This window comes from Candidatus Deferrimicrobiaceae bacterium (genome assembly GCA_036504035.1).
Taxonomy (GTDB): domain Bacteria; phylum Desulfobacterota; class Deferrimicrobia; order Deferrimicrobiales; family Deferrimicrobiaceae; genus JANXPS01.
In genome coordinates, this window is the sequence record DASXVV010000009.1 from 577,932 (window position 1) to 596,772 (window position 18,841).

The following is an 18,841-nucleotide window of genomic DNA, read 5'->3' on the forward strand; positions in this document are numbered from 1 at the left end:
GGTCAGAACCGGTAGCCGAGTCCGGCGTATCCGGTGTGCGCAGCGGAAGAGCCCAGCTCTCCCCGCCGCGTCGTGAACGTGTAGTTCGCCGCGGTAAAGATCGAACGTGTCCAGTCGTACTCGGCCGAAACCCCGACGGAGTGACGATTAACCCGATCCCGCACGACTTCGGAACCGAATGCCGAGGAAAACATCCGGGGCATCCCGCTCCCGATGCCGCCCATGCCGCCGACTCCTCCTCCGCCTGCCGACGAATTTCCGGTCGAACGGAAGGAATCGCCACGGCCGTACTCGTACCCGATCTCGGCGGACGCCTTTTCGCTGAACGTCTTGCCCAGCGTGACCCCGAGGGCGTGTTCGGAATATGAAAAGACATCCGAGCTCGCATGACTGTTCGTGTAGACGTAATACTCTCCGAGCACCAGGTCGTCCTGGAGGCGCTGCTTCATCTGAAGCCGCCCCCCCGCATCGAATGCGGACTGGTTGCTGTCCTTGACGCCCTTCGCCTGGAGAAACGGGGATACGGACAGCGTCCAGGACGGCCGCAACTTGAAGACCAATCCCGGCGCGACGGTCGCCGACACCGAATCGAGATCGGAGACGTTGGCGTGCGCGGTCCCATCGGCGATCGCCGTGAAGAACCAGTCCCGCGATTCATCGCCGGACGGTTCCCGGCCGTAGCCCGCATAGGCGGACAGGAACCCGTCGCTCTTCCCGCTTCCCCCGATCGTGCGGCTGACGTTCGTATCGAACCCCGCCTTGGCCCCGGCTTCCCACCCTGCGATCGCCGGGGTACCGGCCAGCAGGAACAGCCCGATCCCGCCCCATGCGATTCCTTTACGAAGCATCATCCCGTGCCCCCTCTTCCAAAGATTTCCGCGGACCCTCAACGCCTCCGGCCGCCCATGCCGCCGATGCCGCCGCCCATGCCGCCGCCAGCGCCACCGATTCCGCCCATCCCGCCGACGCCGCCCATGCCGCCGACCCGGCCGGATCCGCTTCCCATCAAGCCGCCTACGGGAGAAGCCGACCCGTCTTTCGATCCGGCGACTCCACGGCTTCCGTTCATCCAGAGCGGCGCGCCGGAGCCATCACGAAATGCGAGCTCCTTGCCCGACGATGTGACCCGGACCCGTTGCGCGACGATGTACAGATTGCCGTCCTTGCCGAGCGATTTCGATCCGCGCACCCGAATATCCGTCCCGTCGGGAAGATCGGCGCCGATCTCGCTCCAATATTTTCCGGATGAGGCGAGCACCGTGTATCGCTCGGCGCCGGTATCCAGCCGGAAGCGGACGGGACCTTCACCGGACCGGGCCACCCCGTACGCCTTCCCCGTCACGTCGCCTACCGTGTTCGGATCGAAACCGCCCGGATAGCGGATACCGCTGCCGGGAAGCACCCCGTCCTTTTCCCCGGCCCTTGCAATGCCGGTGGTCAGCACGGGAATGGCGAACATGAGAAACAGCGCCACCCACGAACAGATTTTCCTGATTGGACTCATCACTTCTCCCCCGCGGTTCGTTGATTGATTGACTGTAGAAGAGCAACCCGCGTGCCATACCGATCGGTTACGGCAACCTACTGAAATGACAGGGTTGTCCGGACAGGTTGCATTCGGGGGAGCAAACGGGGGGTGCAGGGATTTGCACGTCCGGGTGCAGCGGCTTGCACTGCCGGGTGCGGTAGTCGGGGCGAGTTACAGTCCGTATTCCTTGATCCGGTATTGGAGCGTCCGCAGGGAGATCCCCAGGACCCGGGCTGCCTCTTTCCGGTTCCCGCCAGTTTGCGCAAGGACGCCCCGGATGGCTTCGCGCTCCACGGAATGCATCGTCCCCTCGAGCGGCTGGACGACCGGGGCAGGCTCCAGGCCGAGGTGATGTTCGTCGATCTCCCCATGGGCCAGGATCGCCGCGCGCTCCATCACGTTCTGAAGCTCCCGGATGTTGCCGGGCCAGGCATATCGAAGCAGCGCCGCATGTGCGTCCGCGGACAAGGCGCCCGGTTTGACGCCGGTCTCCCCCGCAATTTTTTCGAGGAAATATTCCGCGAGCGGGAGGATCGCCTCCCGGCGCTCGGACAGCGAAGGCAAAGCGATGGGGAACCCATACAACCGATAGAACAGGTCCTCCCGGAATTTCCCCGCGGCGACCTCCGCCTTGAGATCGCGGTGCGTCGCCGTGATGATCCGGACGTCGACGCGGATCGACCGGGTTCCGCCCACGCGCTCGAACTCGCGCTCCTGGAAGACCCGCAACAGCTTCACTTGCACGGCGGGAGAGAGGTCGCCGATCTCGTCGAGAAAGATCGTCCCGCCGTCGGCCAGTTCGAAACGTCCTTTTCTTGCGGCGACCGCTCCCGTGAATGCGCCCCGCTCGTGCCCGAACAGCTCGCTCTCCAGGAGCGATTCGGATAGCGCGGCGCAGTGGACCGCAATGAACGGTCCCCCGCGCCTTGGGCTCAGGTTGTGGATCACCCGGGCGATCAGCTCTTTCCCTGTGCCGCTGGCCCCGGTCAGATGCACCGTGGCGTTCGTCGCGGAAACATCGCGGACGACGGAATGCAGCTTCGTCATCCGATCCCCCAGGAAGATCATCTCGACCGGGGGGAAGCGCTCGCCGAGCTCCTCGGTCAGCAGCGAGATCCGCGTCTCGTTTTCCGCTTCCTTCAGGACCCTTCGAACGACGCGGCGCAATTCCTCCGGATCCTTCAGCGGCTTGGTCAGGTAATCGGACGCCCCGGCCTTCATCGCCTCCACTGCGCTCCCGATGGAGCCGAATGCGGTGATGACGATCCAGCGGGTGGTCGGGCTCGCCTTCCGGCCTTCCTCCATCAGCGCCATCCCGGACATGCCCGGCATCCGGAGATCGGTGACCGCCAGGTCAAAATCGGCGCCCGACAGTTTCGCCAGCCCCTCCTGCCCGTTCCGCGCCTCCTCGACCCGGTATCCCGCCTCGTCGAGGACGGTCGCCAGGAACGACCGGATCAGCGTGTCGTCATCGACGATCAGGATGCGCTTCGACATGCCCGGCTCCCTCCCGTTTCCCTTTCGGCAGGCGGACGACGAAGGCGGCGCCGCGCCCGTCCTCCCGGTTGGACAGGTCGATGCTCCCGCCCATCCCCTCGATCACCTTCCGGGAATAAGCCAGCCCGAGGCCGGTTCCGTCGACCCGGGTCGTGTAGAAGGGGGTGAACAGCCGCGGCGCCTCGGAGGCCGCGATTCCCGGCCCGGTGTCCTCGATGCGGATTTCGGCCCATCCGCCGTCCCCGCGCGCCGTCACCCGGAGAACCCCGGCGTCGCCCATGGCCTGGAGTGCGTTCCGGACGCCGTTGACCAGGACCCGCCGGAGCTTTTCGGCGTCCGCCTTGACGAACAGCCCTCGCCCCGCCTCGGCTTCCAGGCGTCCCGCCCATCCGGAGGCTTCGGACTTGATCACCGTTTGCACGATGCCGTCCAACTCCACCGTTCCGATCTCGTACGTCTCTTCCTTCGAGAATCGCAAAAGGTCGTCCACCAGTCCTTCGATGCGCCGGCTTCCTTCCAGGATGGCCGCGAGCCCCTTTTTCCTCGGATCGGCCCCGTCGACCTTCTCGTCCACCCATTGGGCGAACCCCTTGACCCCGCCGATCGCGTTCCGGATCTCGTGGGCCAGCGTGGCGGTCATCTGCCCTATCAACGCCAACCTTTCCCGGCGATCCGCTTCCGCCCTGAGACGGAAATGTCGGGTGAGCAGCCGCTCAACGAGAATCCCGGCCGTCCAAAGGAGGAACAGCAGCCCCCCGACCGACTCCCACATCGTCTTCCCGCCCGCCGCGATGGCGTCCGCCTGCGTGGTGTGAAGCACGATGCGGAGCATCTGTCCGCCTTCTTTCGAACGAAGGACGTGATCGAATTCGTACGCGGGCAGGCCCGTGCCGAGCGTCACCCGCCGGCCGGAGGATTTCCCCGGCTGCCGCAACAGGCCCGCCGGCATCGCGCCGGAAAGCCGGGTTCCGACCATCAGCGGGTTCGTATGGAAGAGGACGGTGCCGTCTTCCCGGGCGATCAGCGCGTAGGCGACGACCTGATCCGCGAACAATGTCCGGATATCTCCGGCTTCGCCTGCCCCGCCGGAGCGAAGCGCATTTTCGGCAGAGGCGGAAAGGGCAAGCGCCGTGCTTCCCAGGGAGGCCTCCGCGAGCGCCTGCGCCTTGCGGGTGTACAGGCCTGTGGCGCGAAGGACGACGACGGAGCTCAGCACGAGGAACAGGATCAGGATCGTCCGGAAGACCGCGAGGGAAGCGCGGGGGGGATCGGCGAAGGGTGGTGCTGATGGCGTATCCACTCGGTCCCCCGGGATATGTGGGGCTTACGTCCTGGGCTCGCGGGGGCAGGCAGCAGGGCCGTCGCACTCGATCCGGCACGGGTCGACGTGGGTCACGACGGTCGCTTTTCCCAGCAGCGCGGCGACTTCTTCCTCGAGCTTGTCGGCCACGGCGTGAGCGTCGTAGACGGTGGCCTCGCGGCAGAAGACGACGTGGAAGTCGACCTGGTATTCGGATCCGGCGCGCCGCGTGCGCAGGTCGTGGTAATCGACGACCATGGGCCGGTGCGATTCGATGACCTTGCGGATCTCGGCGACGGTTTCTTCCGGCAGCGTCCGGTCGAGCAACTCTTGCGCGGCCTCGAACAGCAGCTTGCCGGCGGCGAAAAGGATGTAGACGCCGACCGCGAGCGCGATGCCGGAATCGATCCACTTCCAGCCGGTGAACCGGTAGACGAGGAGCGCGGCCAGGATGCCGCCGTTGGTGTAGACGTCGGTGGCGAAATGGAGCGCATCGGCGGTCAGGACGCTGGAGCCGGTCTCCCGTCCCGCGCGCCGCAGGTAGGCCGTGACCGCCAGCGAAGCGAGGACGCCGATCAGCATCACCGCGATCCCGCCGTCCGCCGAGTCTGGCGCCTTCCCTTCGCGCAGCCGTGCGATCCCCTCCCGGATGACCCACATGCCGGTGAAGGCGATCACCGATCCCTGGAAAAGCGTCGCCAGCGCCTCGACCTTGCCGTGGCCGTACGGGTGCTGGGCGTCGGGCGGCTGCATCGACTCGTGGATCGAGAAGAGGTTGACGGCCGACATGAGGATGTCGGCGAGGGAATCGAACGCGGAGGAAAGGACGCCGAGCGAGCCGGTGAGCACGCCCACGGCAAATTTCGACACGCAAAGCCCGATGGCCGCGGAGATCGAGACGATGCCGGCCCGGACGCGCCGGTCGAGACCGCTCATGACGCGGGCTGCTGCTGCGTGAGGCAGTGCAGCGTGCCGAAGCCCCACACGAGGTCGACGGCGTGGATCCCCACGACGGGGCGGTCCGGAAACAGCTCCGCGAGGATGCCGAGCGCGACCCGGTCGTTCGGGTCGTTGAACGTGGGCACGATCACCGCGGCGTTGCCGATGTAGAAATTGGCGTAGCTGGCGGGCAGGCGCACGCCATCGAACATGAGCGGCGCGGGCATCGGCAGCGGCACGACCGAGATCCGGCCGCCGTCCTCGAGACGAGCGCCGGAGAGCCGCTCCCGGTTCTCGGAGAGCGGGGCGTAGTTCGCGTCCTTCGGGTTCTTCTCGTCGCACAGCACCACGGTCGTCGGATTGACGAAGCGGCACAGGTCGTCGACGTGGCCGTGCGTGTCGTCGCCCGCGATCCCCTTCCCCAGCCAGACGACGTTCGTCACGCCAAGGTGGTCGCGCAGCGCCTGTTCCGTGCCCGCCTTCGACAGCCCCGGATTGCGGACCTGCGTCCCGGGGTCGAGCAGGCACTCCTCGGTGGTCAGAAGCGTGCCGCGCCCGTTGACATCGATCGCGCCGCCTTCGAGGACGAACGGTTTCCCCGTGTCGGGCCGCAGCGCGGGAAGCAGCGGCAGGCCGAGCGCTTTCGCGCCGCGTGCGTGCGTCTTCGCGTCCTTTTTCCAGTTGTCGTACTTCGCCCAGGCGTTGAAGCCGAAGCCGACGACGGCCGCTTCGGGGTTGCGCCCTTCCTTGGCGACGAAGATCGGGCCCATGTCGCGCGTCCAGCCGCGGTCGGTCGGAAAGCGGAAAAATTCGACGCCGGTCGGATCGACGCCGGTCTTCGCCAGCACCCGCCGCGCCTTCGCTTCGTGGGCCGCATCCTCGACGATGATCCGGACGGTCTCGCCGGGCGACAGCTTGCGGACGATCTCGCCGAACACCCAGGGGATCGGCGCGAATTTGCCCGGCCAGTCCTTCGGGTTGTGCGGCCAGCCGATCCAGGTCGCCGCGTGGCGCTCCCACTCGGCCGGCATCCGGAAGCCGGCGGCCGCCGGCGTCTGCTGCGGGGCGGAGGCGGTCACCGGCGCCCCCCGAACGGCTCCTGGTCGAGGTAGCGAGCCGAGATCGGCGCGAAGGCGTCGATGCGTCGGTCGCGCAGGAAGGGCCAGTTGCGCCGGACGTCCTCGATGCGTGCGACGTCGACCTCGGAGACGAGGATCTCCTCGTGGTCGACGGACGCTTCCGCCACAAGCTGCCCCTGCGGGTCGGCGAGGAACGACGTGCCCCAGAACTCGATCCCGGGGCCTCCCTCGGGCGGCAGCTCGTGCCCAACCCGGTTTGCGGCGGCGACGTAGAGCCCGTTTGCGACCGCATGCCCGCGCTGCACGGTCTTCCACGCATCGCGCTGCGCCGCGCCGTTTTCCGCCTTCTCGCGCGGGTGCCAGCCGATCGCGGTCGGGTAGACGAGCAGCTCGGCGCCGAGCAGCGCGGTCAGCCGCGCCGCTTCCGGGTACCACTGGTCCCAGCAGATGAGCGTGCCGATCGCGCCGAAGCGGGTGTGGAAGCAGCGGAAGCCGAGGTCCCCCGGCGTGAAATAAAACTTTTCGTAGTAGGACGGGTCGTCCGGAATGTGCATCTTGCGGTAGATCCCGAGCACGCTTCCGTCGGCGTCGACCACCGCCAGCGAATTGTGATAGATCCCGGGCGCGCGCCGCTCGAAGAACGGCGCGACTACGACGACGCCGCATCCCTTCGCCACGCGCGCCATCGTCGAGACCGTCGGGCCGTCGGCCGGTTCGGCCAGGTCGAACAGCGCGGCGTCCTCCCGCTGGCAGAAGTAGTGAGCCTGCGGCAGCTCGGGCAGCACGACCACCTGCGCCCCCGCGCCGGCGGCGGATTCGACCAGGGCGGCGCACTTCTCGATGTTCTCGGGCGGCTTCGGCCCCATCGCCATCTGGACCAGTCCAAGGGCGAACTTGCGGGCGTACGGTGCGTTCATCGGGCGCAAGGCTCCTTCATCACCAAAGATTAATTTTCCATTATACCCGGAGGATGCCCCGTTGCGTCCATCGAACGGGCGGGATTGGGAGCCGGGCATGACTCCCGTCGCTCTGGGTCGCCCGAGGGTCCCCGGCTAGCGCCAAGCGGGGGCTCCCTTCCCGGGGGACGATTTGCCGGCCCATCCATGGGCCGTCGGCATCTCCCTTCGGCTCGCCTCCGGCATCCATGCCTCCCGGCGAGCCTCAGAGGCCCCCGTCCAGGGACCCCCGCTTTGGCGTACGCCGGAGAGCGTGAGGCCTCCATTAAGCGCATGAAAGGATCGTCCGGGCATCCTCCTCCCGATGTGCAGCGGCAAAGGGTGTCCCCTGACGGGGGCCTATGCCCCGAGCGGGTGTAGCCGCCATGGATGGCGGCGCGAGGGGTATGGAGTCGCAGGGAGGGCAGGGATGCCCGAGCAAGACGTCCCCCGGAAGGGGATACCCGTGACGCGAAGCGTCGGGAGCCCTGCCCGGCCGCAGGGTTACGGGTACAGCCCGCGGAAGCGCATCGCCTCGGCGACGCGGGAAATGCCGATCATCAGCGCGGCCATCCGGTGCCCGACCTTCCGCTCGGCGGACAGCGCCATCACCTCGTTGAAGGCGCGCGTCATGATCTTCTCGAGCCGCCCGGAGATCTCGGCCAGGTCCCAGAAATACTGCTGCGAGTCCTGCACCCATTCGAAATAGGAGACGGTGACGCCGCCCGCGTTGCCGAGGATATCGGGGATGATGAAAACGCCTTTATCCTCGAGAATCCGGTCTGCCTCGAGCGTGGTCGGGCCGTTGGCCCCCTCCGCAAGAATGCGGCACCGGATGCGGGGAGCGTTCTCAGCCGTGATCTGCCCCGAGGTCGCGGCGGGCACCAGGATGTCGCACGGAATTTCGAGGATCTGCGCATTGGTCACCGGCGACCCGCCGGAAAATGCGGAGACCGGCTGCTTCCATTCGACGTGGTGCAGCAGCGCTTCCAGGTCGATCCCGGCCGGATTATGCACCCCGCCGTCGACGTCGCTGACCGCGATCAGCTTGATGCCCCGCTTCACGAGCTCCTGCGCCGCGACCGCGCCGACGTTGCCGAAGCCCTGGACGACCGCCGTCATCTTCCCGGGCTCGAGCCCGAGGTGGTCGAGCGCCGCCATGACGAGGTTGACCAGCCCGCTGCCGGTCGCCTCGCGCCGCCCCACCGACCCCCCGATGACGGCCGGCTTGCCGGTCACGACGCCCGGAACCGAGTGGCCGACCTGCGTGGAATAGGTGTCCATGATCCACGCCATCGTCTGTTCGTTGGTGTACATGTCGGGCGCCGGAATGTCCTTGTCGGGCCCGATGAAGTTGAAGATCTCGAAGGTGAAGCGGCGCGTCATCCGCTGGAGCTCGCCCCGCGACATCTTCGTCGCGTCGACGCAGATGCCGCCCTTGGCGCCGCCGAACGGGATATTCATCAGCGCGCACTTCCACGTCATCCACATCGCGAGCGCCGTCACCTCCTCGAGGTTGACGGTCGGGGCGTAGCGGATTCCGCCTTTGCCCGGCCCCAGCGTCACGTTGTGCTGGACGCGGTAGCCCGTGAACGACGCGACGTGGCCGTCGTCCATCCGGACGGGCACGGTCACGATCAGCGACCGCTTCGCGTGGCGCAGCCGCTCCGTGAGATTCGGGTCGAGCGACAGGAGCTCGGCGGCCTTGTCCAGCTGGGCGAGCGCCTCCTTGAGTGCGTTCTGCCCCTCCTCGGTGGTGCCCATCGTCGGAAACGGCATGACTCCCCCCTTTTCCCGCATTCTCCCTCAAAGATATGCCTTCCCGGCGGCCTCCCGCAAGGGAATCCGCGCCGCCGGGAGAGCCGTCTCCATGCTAGACTCCCTCGGATGATCGCCCCTCGCGGAGAATACCGATCCGGGCCCGGAAGTCCCGCCTGGCGACGCCTCGCCTCCGGGGAACTTCCGTGGGCGCTCTTGCGCCAAAGGGCCGTAATCCTCGAGCAGACCCGGGCATTCTTCCGGGCCCGCGGCTTTCTCGAGGTCGACACGCCCCTCGCCCTTGCCTGCCCGAACATCGACCCCAACATCTATCCGGTGACGATCGCCGATGCGGCGGGACGAAGCCGCCCTTTCTACCTTCACACCTCCCCCGAGTTGTCGATGAAGAAGCTTCTGGCCGCGGGCTCGGGCGACATCTTCTACCTCGGCAAGGTGTTCCGCGACCGGGAGGGCTCGCCGCTTCACTGCCCCGAGTTCACGATGCTCGAATGGTACCGGGTCGGCGGGTCGGCCAACGACGTCATGCGCGACGTCGAGGCGCTGGCGCGGGAGCTGGCGCAATCCGTCTCCGGGAAGCCGGAGATCGTCCGGGACGGCGCCGCGATTCCCCTTTCGGGAAGCTGGGGGCGATGGGAGCTGGCCGACGCCTTCGCCGAGGCGCTGGACTGCGCGGCCACCGACGAGGCGGGGATCCGGCGGGCGCTCGAGAAGAAGGGGCACCGGCCGGGCGTGTCCGAAGACTGGGAAGCGCTGTTCTTCCGGGCGTACGTCGACGTGATCGAGCCCGCGCTGCGCTCGAAGGGCGCCTGCTTCCTCACCGGCTTTCCCGCGCCGCTGGCGGCGATGGCGAAGCGCCGAATGGACGATCCGTCGATTTCCGAGCGCTTCGAAGGATACGTTTCCGGCATCGAACTGGTCAACGGGTACGAAGAGCTGACCGACCCGGCAGAACAGGAGCAACGGCTGCTGGAACTTGCGGAACGACACCGCGGGAATACCGGTGAAATCCTCCCGGTCGATCCCGAATTCCTCGACGCGTTGCGCGCGGGACTTCCGCCCTGCTCCGGGGCCGCGCTGGGGTTCGACCGGCTCGCGATGCTGCTCCTCGAACGCGACGACATCGCCGACGTCAGCTACCGCTAACACACAGGAGGGTTCTTAATAATATGGCAGCGGACAGCCCCGGAACCGCGTCTCCCGCGGCCGCGTCCCCGGACAACGGGAACGGCCCCCCGAAAGCCTCCCGGAAACGGGCGGCGCTCGCCACGTTCATGCTCGTCACGATTCTGGTGGTCGGGGTCGGGATCGCCTACTGGTGGTACAAGCAGACGCACATCGACACCGACGACGCCTTCGTCGACGGGCGCGTTTACGCCGTATCCGCCCGGATCCCGGGGACCGTCGCGCAGCTTTTGATCGACGACAACCAGCCGGTCAAAAAAGGCGACGTGCTCCTCCGGATCGATGCCGAGCCGTACGCCGTCCGCGAATCGGGCGCGAAGGCCGGCATCGACATGGCCGCGGCCGAGATCGCCGCCGCGAATTCCGACGTCGCCGCCGCGAATTCCGACCTGTCCGCCGCCCGGCGCGACGTCGAGGCCGCGCGCCGCGACCGCGACGCCGCGGAATCGCAGCTGGCCCAGGCGCACACCGCCATCGATGCGGCCAAGGCCCGGGTCACGCTCTCCGCCGCGCAGCTCGCCCAGGCCGTCCGCGACGCCGATCGGGCCAAGGCGCTCTTCGGCCGGGGAGCCGTCAGCCGCGAGCGGAACGAGAAGGCGCAGACCGCGCTCGACGTCGCCCGGGCGCAGGATGCGCTGGCGAAGGAAGAGCAGCGGATCGCCGAAGCCGCCGTCCCGACGCAGCAGGCGATAGTGGCGCAGCGCGGCGCGATGATCTCGCAGAAGGAAGCGCGCGTCGTCCAGGTCCAGTCCGTGATCGCCCAGCGCCATTCGCGCGTGACGCAGCAGGAGGCGGGAATCTCGCAGCGCCGGTCCGTGCTCACCGAGGCGAAGCTCAACCGGGGCTACACCGAGATCGTCTCCCCGGCCGACGGTTTCGTCACGCGAAGGAACGTCGAGGTGGGACAGGTCGTCGCCCCGGGGCAGTCGCTCCTGGCCGTGGCCGCGCTCGACAACCTGTGGATCGTCGCCAACTACAAGGAAACGCAGCTCGACAAGATCAAGCCGGGGCAGCGGGTGCGCATCGCGCCTGACAGCCGCCGCGGCCGCGAGTTCGCCGGAAGGGTCGACAGCATCATGGCCGGCACGGGATCGGCGTTCTCGCTCTTCCCGCCCGAGAACGCCACGGGCAACTACGTGAAGGTCGTCCAGCGCGTCCCCGTCAAGATCCTGCTCGACCCGGGGGAGGACCCCGGCCACCTGCTCCGGATCGGCATGTCGGTCGTTCCGACGGTGCTCGTGAAGTAGCGTCCGATGAACGGGGGCAACAAGGGGGGGAACGGCCGCATCGGCAACGCCATCGGGGCGATGCAGGGCAACAAGTGGATCATCGCGCTGACGGTCATGCTGCCCACGCTGATCGAGATCATCGACACCAGCGTCGCCAACGTCTCGCTCGATCACATCCGCGGCTCCCTCTCGGCCGGCATCGACGAGTCCGCCTGGGTGCTCACCTCCTACCTCGTCTCGAACGCGGTCGTCATCCCGATGACCGGCTGGCTCGCCCGCACGTTCGGCCGGAAGCGCTACATGATCTTCTCGGTGTCCCTGTTCACCTTCGCGTCGCTCATGTGCGGCGCCGCGCAGTCGCTCAACATGCTCATCTTCTTTCGAGTGCTCCAGGGGATCGGCGGCGGCGGCCTCCAGCCGATGTCGCAGTCGGTGCTGCTCGAGACGTTCCCGCCGAAGGAGCACGGCATGGCCATGGCGCTCTTCGGGATCGGCGCGATGTTCGGCCCCATCGCAGGGCCGTTGATGGGCGGCTACATCACCGACATGATGTCGTGGCGCTGGATCTTCTACATCAACATCCCGATCGGGCTGTTCGCCATCTTCATGGTCTCGATCTTCATCGAGGACCCGGCCTACATCCGCGACGCGGTCAAGACGAAGCCCGACCGCTGGGGCATCGCGCTGCTCGTCGTGTGGGTCGGCTCCCTCCAGATGATCCTCGACAAGGGGCAGCGCGAAGACTGGTTCCAGTCCGAGTTCATCCTGGTCCTGTCCGCGGTCGCCCTCCTCGCGCTCCTCGCCTTCGTCATGGTCGAGCTCTGGTTCGCCGAGCACCCGGTCGTCGACCTGCGCGTCTTCCGGAACGTCTCCTTCACCACCGGCAACGCGCTCATGTTCATCGCCTTCTTCAACCTGATGGGCAGCATCGTCCTGCTGCCGCTCTACGCCCAGATGCTGCTGGGCTACACGGCCACCCTCGCGGGATACGTGCTCTCGCCCGGCGGCGTCGCCACGCTCGTCTGCATGCCGATCACCGGCCGGCTGATCACGAACCACAACCCGAAGTACATCCTCTTCTTGGGGATCGGCCTTTGCGCAGTCGCCACGCATCTCATGTCGCAGTTCACGCTGGGCGCCGACTTCGCCGCGCTCATGTGGCCGCGCATCGTCCTGGGATTCGGCATGGGCTTCCTCTTCATCCCGCTGACGACGCTGACGCTCTCCTCGATCCCCAAGCGCGAGATGGGCAACGCCACCTCGGCCTATAACCTGCTGCGCAACCTCGGCGGCTCGGTCGGCATCGCCTTTTCCACGACGATCTTCGGCCGTCGCGCCCAGCTCCACCAGGCGCACCTCACCGAGCACCTCACCTGGTTCGATCGCGGCTTCACCGAGGCGATCGCCCGGGGACGGATGCTGATGGGCCACGGGATGCCCGAGCTCGCGGCATCCGCCGACAGGATGACGATGGGGCGCCTTTACGCCCAGGCGGTCCGTCAGGCGACGATGATGGGTTTCAACGACGCCTTCTGGATCCTGTCGATGCTGATGTTCGGGATCCTCCCCCTGATCCTGCTGCTCAAGCGGCCCGCGCACCAGACCGGCGACCTGCCGCCCGCGCATTGATCTCTCTGACGAAAGGATTTCGAATGTCGCCATCGATCCGGCGGGAAACGGTCTTGTCCCTTTCCGCCCGCCTGTTTGCAGAAAACCCGATGAGGCGCGCCCTGTTTCGCACGATGACCGCCGTCCTCGCCCTCTCCGTGGCCGCAGGGACGGCATTCGCGGCCGCCCCGGAGGAATGGACGCTCGAGCAGGTGGTCGAGACCGCCCTTGCCAACCACCCGCTCATCGCGCAGGCCGACGCCGAGACCCGGGCGGCCCGGGGGCGGCAAACGCAGGCCGCCTCCGGCTTTTACCCCTCCGTCACCGGATCGGCCGGCCTGTTCCGGTCGCGCGCCTGGTCGCAGCTCGCGCAGCAGAGCACCACGATCAACAACCTGTCGCTTTCGGGGTCGCTCAATTACGTCATCAGCGATTTCGGCCGGACCTCCGCTTCGGTCGGGCAGGCCGACGCGCTGCTTGCGGCTGCGAAATCGTCCGGCCGGCTGACGCGCAGCGACGTGGCGTTCGGCGCGCGCCTTGCCTACATCAACGTCCTGCGCGCGCAACGCGTGCTCGACGTCCGCAACGAGACCGGCCACCAGCGGCAGGCGCTCCTGACGCAGGCCACGGCCTATTACGAGGCGGGATTGCGTGCCCGGATTGATGTCGCGCGCGCCGAGGCCAACCTGTACCAGGCCCGGGCAGAGCTGGCCGCCGCCGAAAACGACCTGCGCTTCGCGCGCGTGACGCTGCTCGAACGCATGGGGCTCGACGGGCCGCCTGAATTTACGCTGGCGGAGAGCCAGGTCACGCCCGACACGCCGCTCGGCTCGGTGGAAGAATGGATGCGCGCCGCGGAGAAGAAACGGTCCGATTTGCGCGCCGCCGCCGACCGCGTCCAGGCGGCCGACGAGGCGCTGCGCCAGGCGCAGGCAGGATACAACCCCGTGCTGACGGGAAGCGCCGGATACGGATACGGGGCCGACGACCTCCCCCTCCGGCAGAACTACGGCGTGGGGCTCCAGCTCAGCGTCCCTATTTTCAACGGCTACCTGACGCGGGGGCAGATCGCCGAGGCCGAGTCCCGGGGCGCCTCCGCGCGCTACGGGCTGGCGGCCTTGCAGCGGCAGGTGCGGCTTCAGGTCGAGCAGGTTTCGCTGGCGCTGCGCCTTTCAGTCGAGCAGATCCAGGCACGCAAGAAACAGCGCGACGCCGCCGAGGAAAATCTCCGGCTGGCGACGGGCCGCTATGAAGCGGGCGCGGGCGACATCATCGAGATGATCGACGCCCAGACGCAGGCGAGCGAGGCCGAGACCGCGCTCGTCGAAACCCGGTACGACTACAACACCGCCCTCGCCTCGCTTTCGCGCGCGATCGGGGAATAAGCATGAGATCCCACAGGAGACCTGTTCCGATGCCCATGACCCTGGCGCGACGCGCCGCGCTGCTCGTCCCGATCATCGTCCTTCTTGCCGCCGCCGGGTGCGGCGCCAAGAAGGCGGAAGCCCCGAAGGGGGGCACGGCCAAGACACCCCCGGCGCCCGTCACGGTGCTGGTCGAGGCGGCGCGCCGTACCCCGATCACGCGCAAGGTCGAGTTCGTCGGGACGCTGGCCGGCGTCGACCAGGTGACGCTCGCTTCCGAGGTCGACGGTACCGTCCAGAGGGTGAACGCCGACCTCGGCGACCCGGTGCGCCGGGGGCAGACGCTGCTCACGATCGTTCCCGACGAGTTCCGCTTCCGTCAGGAGCAAGCCAAGGCCGACGCCGACCAGACCGCGGCCAAGCTGGGCATCGCGCCCGACGCCGTGGGCGTCGACATCGACCGGACGTCGCTGGTGCGGAAGGCGCAGGCCGACTACGCCAACGCGAAGACCGACTATGAGCGGCGCAAGGGGCTCGTCGAGAAGAAGCTGATCGCGCGCAAGGAGCTCGACGACGCCGAGGCGCGGCTGCTGATGGCCGAGGCCAACGTGGCGGCGGCGCGCGAGGAGGCCAACACCCAGCTCGCGACGCTGCGCGGCAAGCGGGCGCAGGCTCAGCTTGCCGCCAAGAAGGTGCGCGATACCGAGGTGCGCTCCCCCATCGACGGGTCGGTCGAGGCGAAGCTCGTGTCCGCGGGCGAATACGTCAAGACCGGCGCCCCGCTCTTCCGGGTCGTCAACGACCGGCCGGTCAAGATGGTGGGCGACGTGCCCGAATATTACGCGGTGCAGGTGCGGCGCGGCCAGACCGTCGAACTTACAGTCGACGGGCAACCGGGGCGCGTGTTCCGGGGGACGCTCTCCCGCGTCTCCCCCTCCTCGAACGTCGCCAACCGGGCGGTCCAGGTCGAGGTGCTCTTCCCCAATGCCGGGCACGAGCTGAAACCGGGCTTCTTCGGGAAGGGGGCCGTCCTGATCCGGACCGATCCCAACGGCGTGACCGTCCCGAAGGAGGCGATGGTCACCTTCGCCGGCGTCGACAAGCTGTTCGTCGTCGAAGGGGGCAAGGCGGTCGAGCGGAAGGTCAAGCCGGGCGACGACCTGGGCGCCCGCGTCGAGATCGCCGAGGGCTTGCGGGCCGGCGAGTCCGTGGCGATCACCAATACCGGCAAGCTGTTCACGGGCGCCCCGGTCGTGGTTTCGGCCGGAACGGGGAAAGCCGCCCGATGAAGATCTCGGAGGTCTGCGTCCGCCGCCCCGTCTTCGCCACCATGCTGGCGGCAGTGCTCATCGTCCTGGGCGCCGTCTCCTATTACAAGCTGGGCGTCGACCAGCTTCCCAACGTCGACATCCCGACGGTGACGGTCACGACGACGCTCAAAGGCGCAAGCCCCGAGGAGATCGAGACCAGCGTCACCAAGCCGGTCGAGGAAGCGGTCAACACGATCTCGGGGATCGACGAGCTGCGCTCCACGTCGCGCGAGGGCGTCTCGGTCGTCACCATCCGCTTCCTGCTCGAGCGCGACGGCCAGCAGGCGGCTCAGGACGTCCGCGACAAGGTGGGCGTCGTCGTCAAGAAGCTACCCGACGGCACCGACCCGCCGGTCATCGTCAAGTTCGACATCGATTCGGCCCCCGTCATGACCGTCGCCGTCTCGGCCAACCGCGAGATGAAGGAACTGACGCAGATCGCCGACGAGCAGATCAAGCAGAACATCGAGTCGGTCAGCGGCGTCGGCGCGGTCAACATCGTCGGCGGGCGCGCGCGAGCGGTCAACGTCTATGTCGACCCGGCCCGCATCGAGGGGTACGGCCTCTCGATCCCGCAGGTCAAGGCGGCGCTCCAGGCGCAGAACATCGAGGTCCCCGGCGGTCGCGTCGACGCGGGGAACCGGGAGCTCGTGCTGCGCACGATGGGCCGGATGCCCAAGGTGCCCGACTTCGAGCAGCTCATCGTCGCCAACATCGGCGGACGCCCCATCTTCCTGCGCGACATCGGGCGGGTCGAGAACGGCGAGGTCGAGGCGCGTTCGCTGGCCCGGCTCGACGGCGTGCCGTGCGTCAACCTGGTCATCCAGAAGCAGTCCGGCACCAACACCATCGAGGTGATCCGGCGCGTCAAGGATCGGATCGCGGCGATCGGGAAGACGCTGCCGCCCGACATCAAGGTCGATCCGATCCGCGACCAGTCCACCTTCATCCTCCGCTCGATCGACGAGGTCAAGCTGCACCTCATCCTCGGCGCGTTGCTGACCTCCTTCGTCGTGCTCGCCTTCATGGGCGACTGGCGCTCCACGCTCATCGCCTCGGTGGCGATCCCCACGTCGCTCATCGGCACCTTCACCGTGATCCGGATGCTCGGCTTCACGCTCAACAACATGACGCTGCTGGGGTTGACGCTCGCCGTCGGCATCGTCATCGACGACGCCATCGTCGTGCTCGAAAATATCTTCCGCCACGTCGAGGAGAAGGGCGAACCGCCGATGTCGGCCGCGATTACGGGGACCGCCGAGATCGGGCTGGCCGTCTCCGCCACCACCCTTTCGCTCGTCGTCATCTTCCTGCCGCTCGCCTTCATGTACGGCATCGTCGGCCGATTCTTCAATTCCTACGGCATCACCGTGGCCGTCGCGATCCTCATCTCGTGGTTCGTCTCGTTCACGCTGACGCCGATGCTCTCCTCCCGCTTCCTGAAGGTGAAGCACGAAAAGGGCGCGAAGAAATCATCCGAAGGGTTCTTCCACCGGACCACGACCACGGGATACATCGGGATCCTGAAGGTCGCACTCTGTCACCGCTGGGTCGTCGTCGTCCTCGCGGTCGCGGTGCTCCTCGCCATCAAGCCGCTGGCGGGCGCCATCGGGAAGGACTTCATGCCCTTCGACGACCAGAGCGAATTCGAGGTCTACATCCAGTCTCCGGAAGGGTACACGCTCGATGCGGTGCAGCAGACCTACCGGGAGGTCGAGGCCGACCTGAAGAAGGTCCGCGGCGTCGAGCACCTGCTCACCTCGATCGGCAATGTGGCCGAAGGGGACGTGACGCAGGGCACGATCTACGTCCGGCTCGTCGATCTCGAAAAGCGGAAGTTCACGCAGTTCGACGTGATGAAGGACGTTCGCAAGCTGATGGCGAAATATCCTGCGCTGCGCGTGTCGGTCCAGAACATCAGCGGGGTCAGCATGGGGGGCGGGCGCCAGGCGCAGCTCACCTTCACGGTGAGCGGACCCGACCTCGACAAGCTGATGGAATACGGCGACAAGATCACGGAGCAGATGCGGAAGATCAAGGGATTCGTCGACGTCGACACGACGCTGTCGAACCGGAAGCCCGAGCTGCGCGTCTACGTCGACCGGAAGAAGGCGTCCGACCTGGGCGTCCAGGTGGCGCACGTCGCCTCGTCGCTCAACGTCTTCGTCGGCGGGGAGCAGGTGTCAAAGTACAAGGAGGGAGCCGACCAGTACGACGTCTGGCTCCGGGCCGACCTCGCTTCCCGCGACACCGCCGGGGCGGTCGCTAACCTGCCCGTCCCCTCGCTCACCCAGGGCAAGGTACGCGTCCGCGACGTGGCGTCTTTGGCCCGGGAGCTGGGGCCCGCCCAGATCGACCGGACGATGCGGCAGCGCCAGGTCACCCTGGTCGCCAACCTCGACGGGCTCGCGCTGGGCACCGCCACCGAGAACGTACAGGCGATCATCCAGTCGCTCAACCTGCCGCCGCAGTACACCGTCCAGTTCTTCGGGCGCGCCAAGACGATGGCCGAGACGCTTTCGAACTTCCTCATCGCGCTGCTGCTCTCGATCGTCTTCATGTATATCGTGCTGGCCGCGCAGTTCGAGAGTTTCCTGCACCCGATCACGATCATGCTGGCGCTGCCGATCTCGATCCCGTTCGCGCTCTTCTCGCTGCTGGTGCTGGGCGAGACACTCAACATCTACAGCATCATGGGGCTCTTCATGCTGTTCGGGATCGTCAAGAAGAACGGCATCCTGCAGGTCGACTACACCAACACGTTGCGCGCCCGGGGAATGGAGCGGAATCAAGCCATCCTTGAAGCCAACGCCGCACGCCTGCGGCCGATCCTCATGACGACCGTCACGCTGATCGCCGCGATGGTCCCCATCGCGCTGGGCAAGGGCCCGGGCGCCGCCTCGCGCGCCTCGATGGCGAAGGTCATCATCGGCGGGCAGGCGCTCTGCCTGCTGCTCACGCTGGTGCTGACCCCGGTCGCCTACTCGCTGTTCGACGACCTGGGCAACCTGGCCTTCATGAAGCGGTTGCGGGACATGGTGGGGAATTTCCGCGATCGGTTGACATAAAGGCATATGTAATACATCATATA

General features: G+C 67.2%; 14 protein-coding genes. 6 read left to right on the forward strand and 8 right to left on the reverse strand.

All coding sequences use genetic code 11. The features are described from left to right. Positions 1–2 precede the first annotated feature (2 nt). The 8 genes from VGK27_08380 to VGK27_08415 form a co-directional block, all read right to left on the reverse strand. The gene (locus VGK27_08380; protein HEY3490120.1) at positions 3–851 is read right to left on the reverse strand and encodes a hypothetical protein; all 849 of its coding nucleotides are present in this window, start codon (positions 849–851) and stop codon (positions 3–5) included. Positions 852–886: 35 nt separating this feature from the next. Beyond that, positions 887–1,504: a hypothetical protein gene (locus VGK27_08385; protein HEY3490121.1), complete on the reverse strand. Its 618-nt coding sequence runs from the start codon at positions 1,502–1,504 to the stop codon at positions 887–889. Positions 1,505–1,699: 195 nt separating this feature from the next. Next, positions 1,700–3,025 carry a sigma-54 dependent transcriptional regulator gene (locus tag VGK27_08390; GenBank protein ID HEY3490122.1) on the reverse strand — a complete coding sequence of 442 codons (1,326 nt, stop codon included), beginning with the start codon at positions 3,023–3,025 and terminating at the stop codon, positions 1,700–1,702. After that, positions 2,997–4,325 carry an ATP-binding protein gene (locus tag VGK27_08395; GenBank protein HEY3490123.1) on the reverse strand — a complete coding sequence of 443 codons (1,329 nt, stop codon included), beginning with the start codon at positions 4,323–4,325 and terminating at the stop codon, positions 2,997–2,999. The genes VGK27_08390 and VGK27_08395 overlap by 29 nt, the downstream gene beginning before the upstream one ends. A 24-nt stretch (positions 4,326–4,349) precedes the next feature. Next, entirely contained in the window at positions 4,350–5,261 is a 912-nt protein-coding gene (locus VGK27_08400; GenBank protein ID HEY3490124.1) for a cation diffusion facilitator family transporter, read from the reverse strand. Further along, on the reverse strand, positions 5,258–6,343 hold the full coding sequence (locus VGK27_08405) for an agmatine deiminase family protein (GenBank protein HEY3490125.1): 1,086 nt from the start codon (positions 6,341–6,343) through the stop codon (positions 5,258–5,260). Before VGK27_08405 ends, VGK27_08400 begins: the two co-directional genes overlap by 4 nt. Continuing rightward, positions 6,340–7,260, reverse strand: a complete 921-nt coding sequence (locus VGK27_08410; protein ID HEY3490126.1) for a carbon-nitrogen hydrolase — start codon at positions 7,258–7,260, stop codon at positions 6,340–6,342. Before VGK27_08410 ends, VGK27_08405 begins: the two co-directional genes overlap by 4 nt. A 522-nt stretch (positions 7,261–7,782) precedes the next feature. After that, complete coding sequence (locus VGK27_08415; protein ID HEY3490127.1) at positions 7,783–9,057, reverse strand: Glu/Leu/Phe/Val dehydrogenase; 1,275 nt, start codon at positions 9,055–9,057, stop codon at positions 7,783–7,785. A gap of 195 nt (positions 9,058–9,252) precedes the next feature. Here VGK27_08415 and epmA point away from each other — a divergent pair, with 195 nt between their 5' ends. The 6 genes from epmA to VGK27_08445 are packed head-to-tail and all read left to right on the forward strand — an operon-like array spanning position 9,253 to position 18,818. After that, positions 9,253–10,200, forward strand: a complete 948-nt coding sequence (epmA, locus tag VGK27_08420) for an EF-P lysine aminoacylase EpmA (GenBank protein HEY3490128.1) — start codon at positions 9,253–9,255, stop codon at positions 10,198–10,200. Positions 10,201–10,223: 23 nt separating this feature from the next. Next, positions 10,224–11,486, forward strand: a complete 1,263-nt coding sequence (locus tag VGK27_08425) for an HlyD family secretion protein (protein ID HEY3490129.1) — start codon at positions 10,224–10,226, stop codon at positions 11,484–11,486. A gap of 6 nt (positions 11,487–11,492) precedes the next feature. Beyond that, complete coding sequence (locus tag VGK27_08430) at positions 11,493–13,097, forward strand: DHA2 family efflux MFS transporter permease subunit (GenBank protein ID HEY3490130.1); 1,605 nt, start codon at positions 11,493–11,495, stop codon at positions 13,095–13,097. A 23-nt stretch (positions 13,098–13,120) separates the two neighbouring features. Next, on the forward strand, positions 13,121–14,461 hold the full coding sequence (locus VGK27_08435; protein HEY3490131.1) for a TolC family protein: 1,341 nt from the start codon (positions 13,121–13,123) through the stop codon (positions 14,459–14,461). Between the two features lie 29 nt (positions 14,462–14,490). Beyond that, on the forward strand, positions 14,491–15,729 hold the full coding sequence (locus tag VGK27_08440; GenBank protein HEY3490132.1) for an efflux RND transporter periplasmic adaptor subunit: 1,239 nt from the start codon (positions 14,491–14,493) through the stop codon (positions 15,727–15,729). Beyond that, a complete protein-coding gene (locus VGK27_08445) occupies positions 15,726–18,818 on the forward strand; it encodes an efflux RND transporter permease subunit (protein ID HEY3490133.1) in 3,093 nt (1,030 codons plus the stop codon). Before VGK27_08440 ends, VGK27_08445 begins: the two co-directional genes overlap by 4 nt. The last annotated feature ends 23 nt before the right edge of the window (positions 18,819–18,841 follow it).

What these genes read in the sequence shown, in the direction of transcription:
- VGK27_08435 (HEY3490131.1), top strand. Translation starts at nt 13,121, where the DNA reads ATGTCGCCATCGATCCGGCGGGAAACGGTCTTGTCCCTTTCCGCCCGC.
- VGK27_08385 (HEY3490121.1), bottom strand. Translation starts at nt 1,504, where the DNA reads ATGAGTCCAATCAGGAAAATCTGTTCGTGGGTGGCGCTGTTTCTCATG.
- VGK27_08380 (HEY3490120.1), bottom strand. Translation starts at nt 851, where the DNA reads ATGATGCTTCGTAAAGGAATCGCATGGGGCGGGATCGGGCTGTTCCTG.
- VGK27_08410 (HEY3490126.1), bottom strand. Translation starts at nt 7,260, where the DNA reads ATGAACGCACCGTACGCCCGCAAGTTCGCCCTTGGACTGGTCCAGATG.
- VGK27_08390 (HEY3490122.1), bottom strand. Translation starts at nt 3,025, where the DNA reads ATGTCGAAGCGCATCCTGATCGTCGATGACGACACGCTGATCCGGTCG.
- VGK27_08400 (HEY3490124.1), bottom strand. Translation starts at nt 5,261, where the DNA reads ATGAGCGGTCTCGACCGGCGCGTCCGGGCCGGCATCGTCTCGATCTCC.
- VGK27_08415 (HEY3490127.1), bottom strand. Translation starts at nt 9,057, where the DNA reads ATGCCGTTTCCGACGATGGGCACCACCGAGGAGGGGCAGAACGCACTC.
- VGK27_08425 (HEY3490129.1), top strand. Translation starts at nt 10,224, where the DNA reads ATGGCAGCGGACAGCCCCGGAACCGCGTCTCCCGCGGCCGCGTCCCCG.
- VGK27_08445 (HEY3490133.1), top strand. Translation starts at nt 15,726, where the DNA reads ATGAAGATCTCGGAGGTCTGCGTCCGCCGCCCCGTCTTCGCCACCATG.
- VGK27_08430 (HEY3490130.1), top strand. Translation starts at nt 11,493, where the DNA reads ATGAACGGGGGCAACAAGGGGGGGAACGGCCGCATCGGCAACGCCATC.
- VGK27_08440 (HEY3490132.1), top strand. Translation starts at nt 14,491, where the DNA reads ATGCCCATGACCCTGGCGCGACGCGCCGCGCTGCTCGTCCCGATCATC.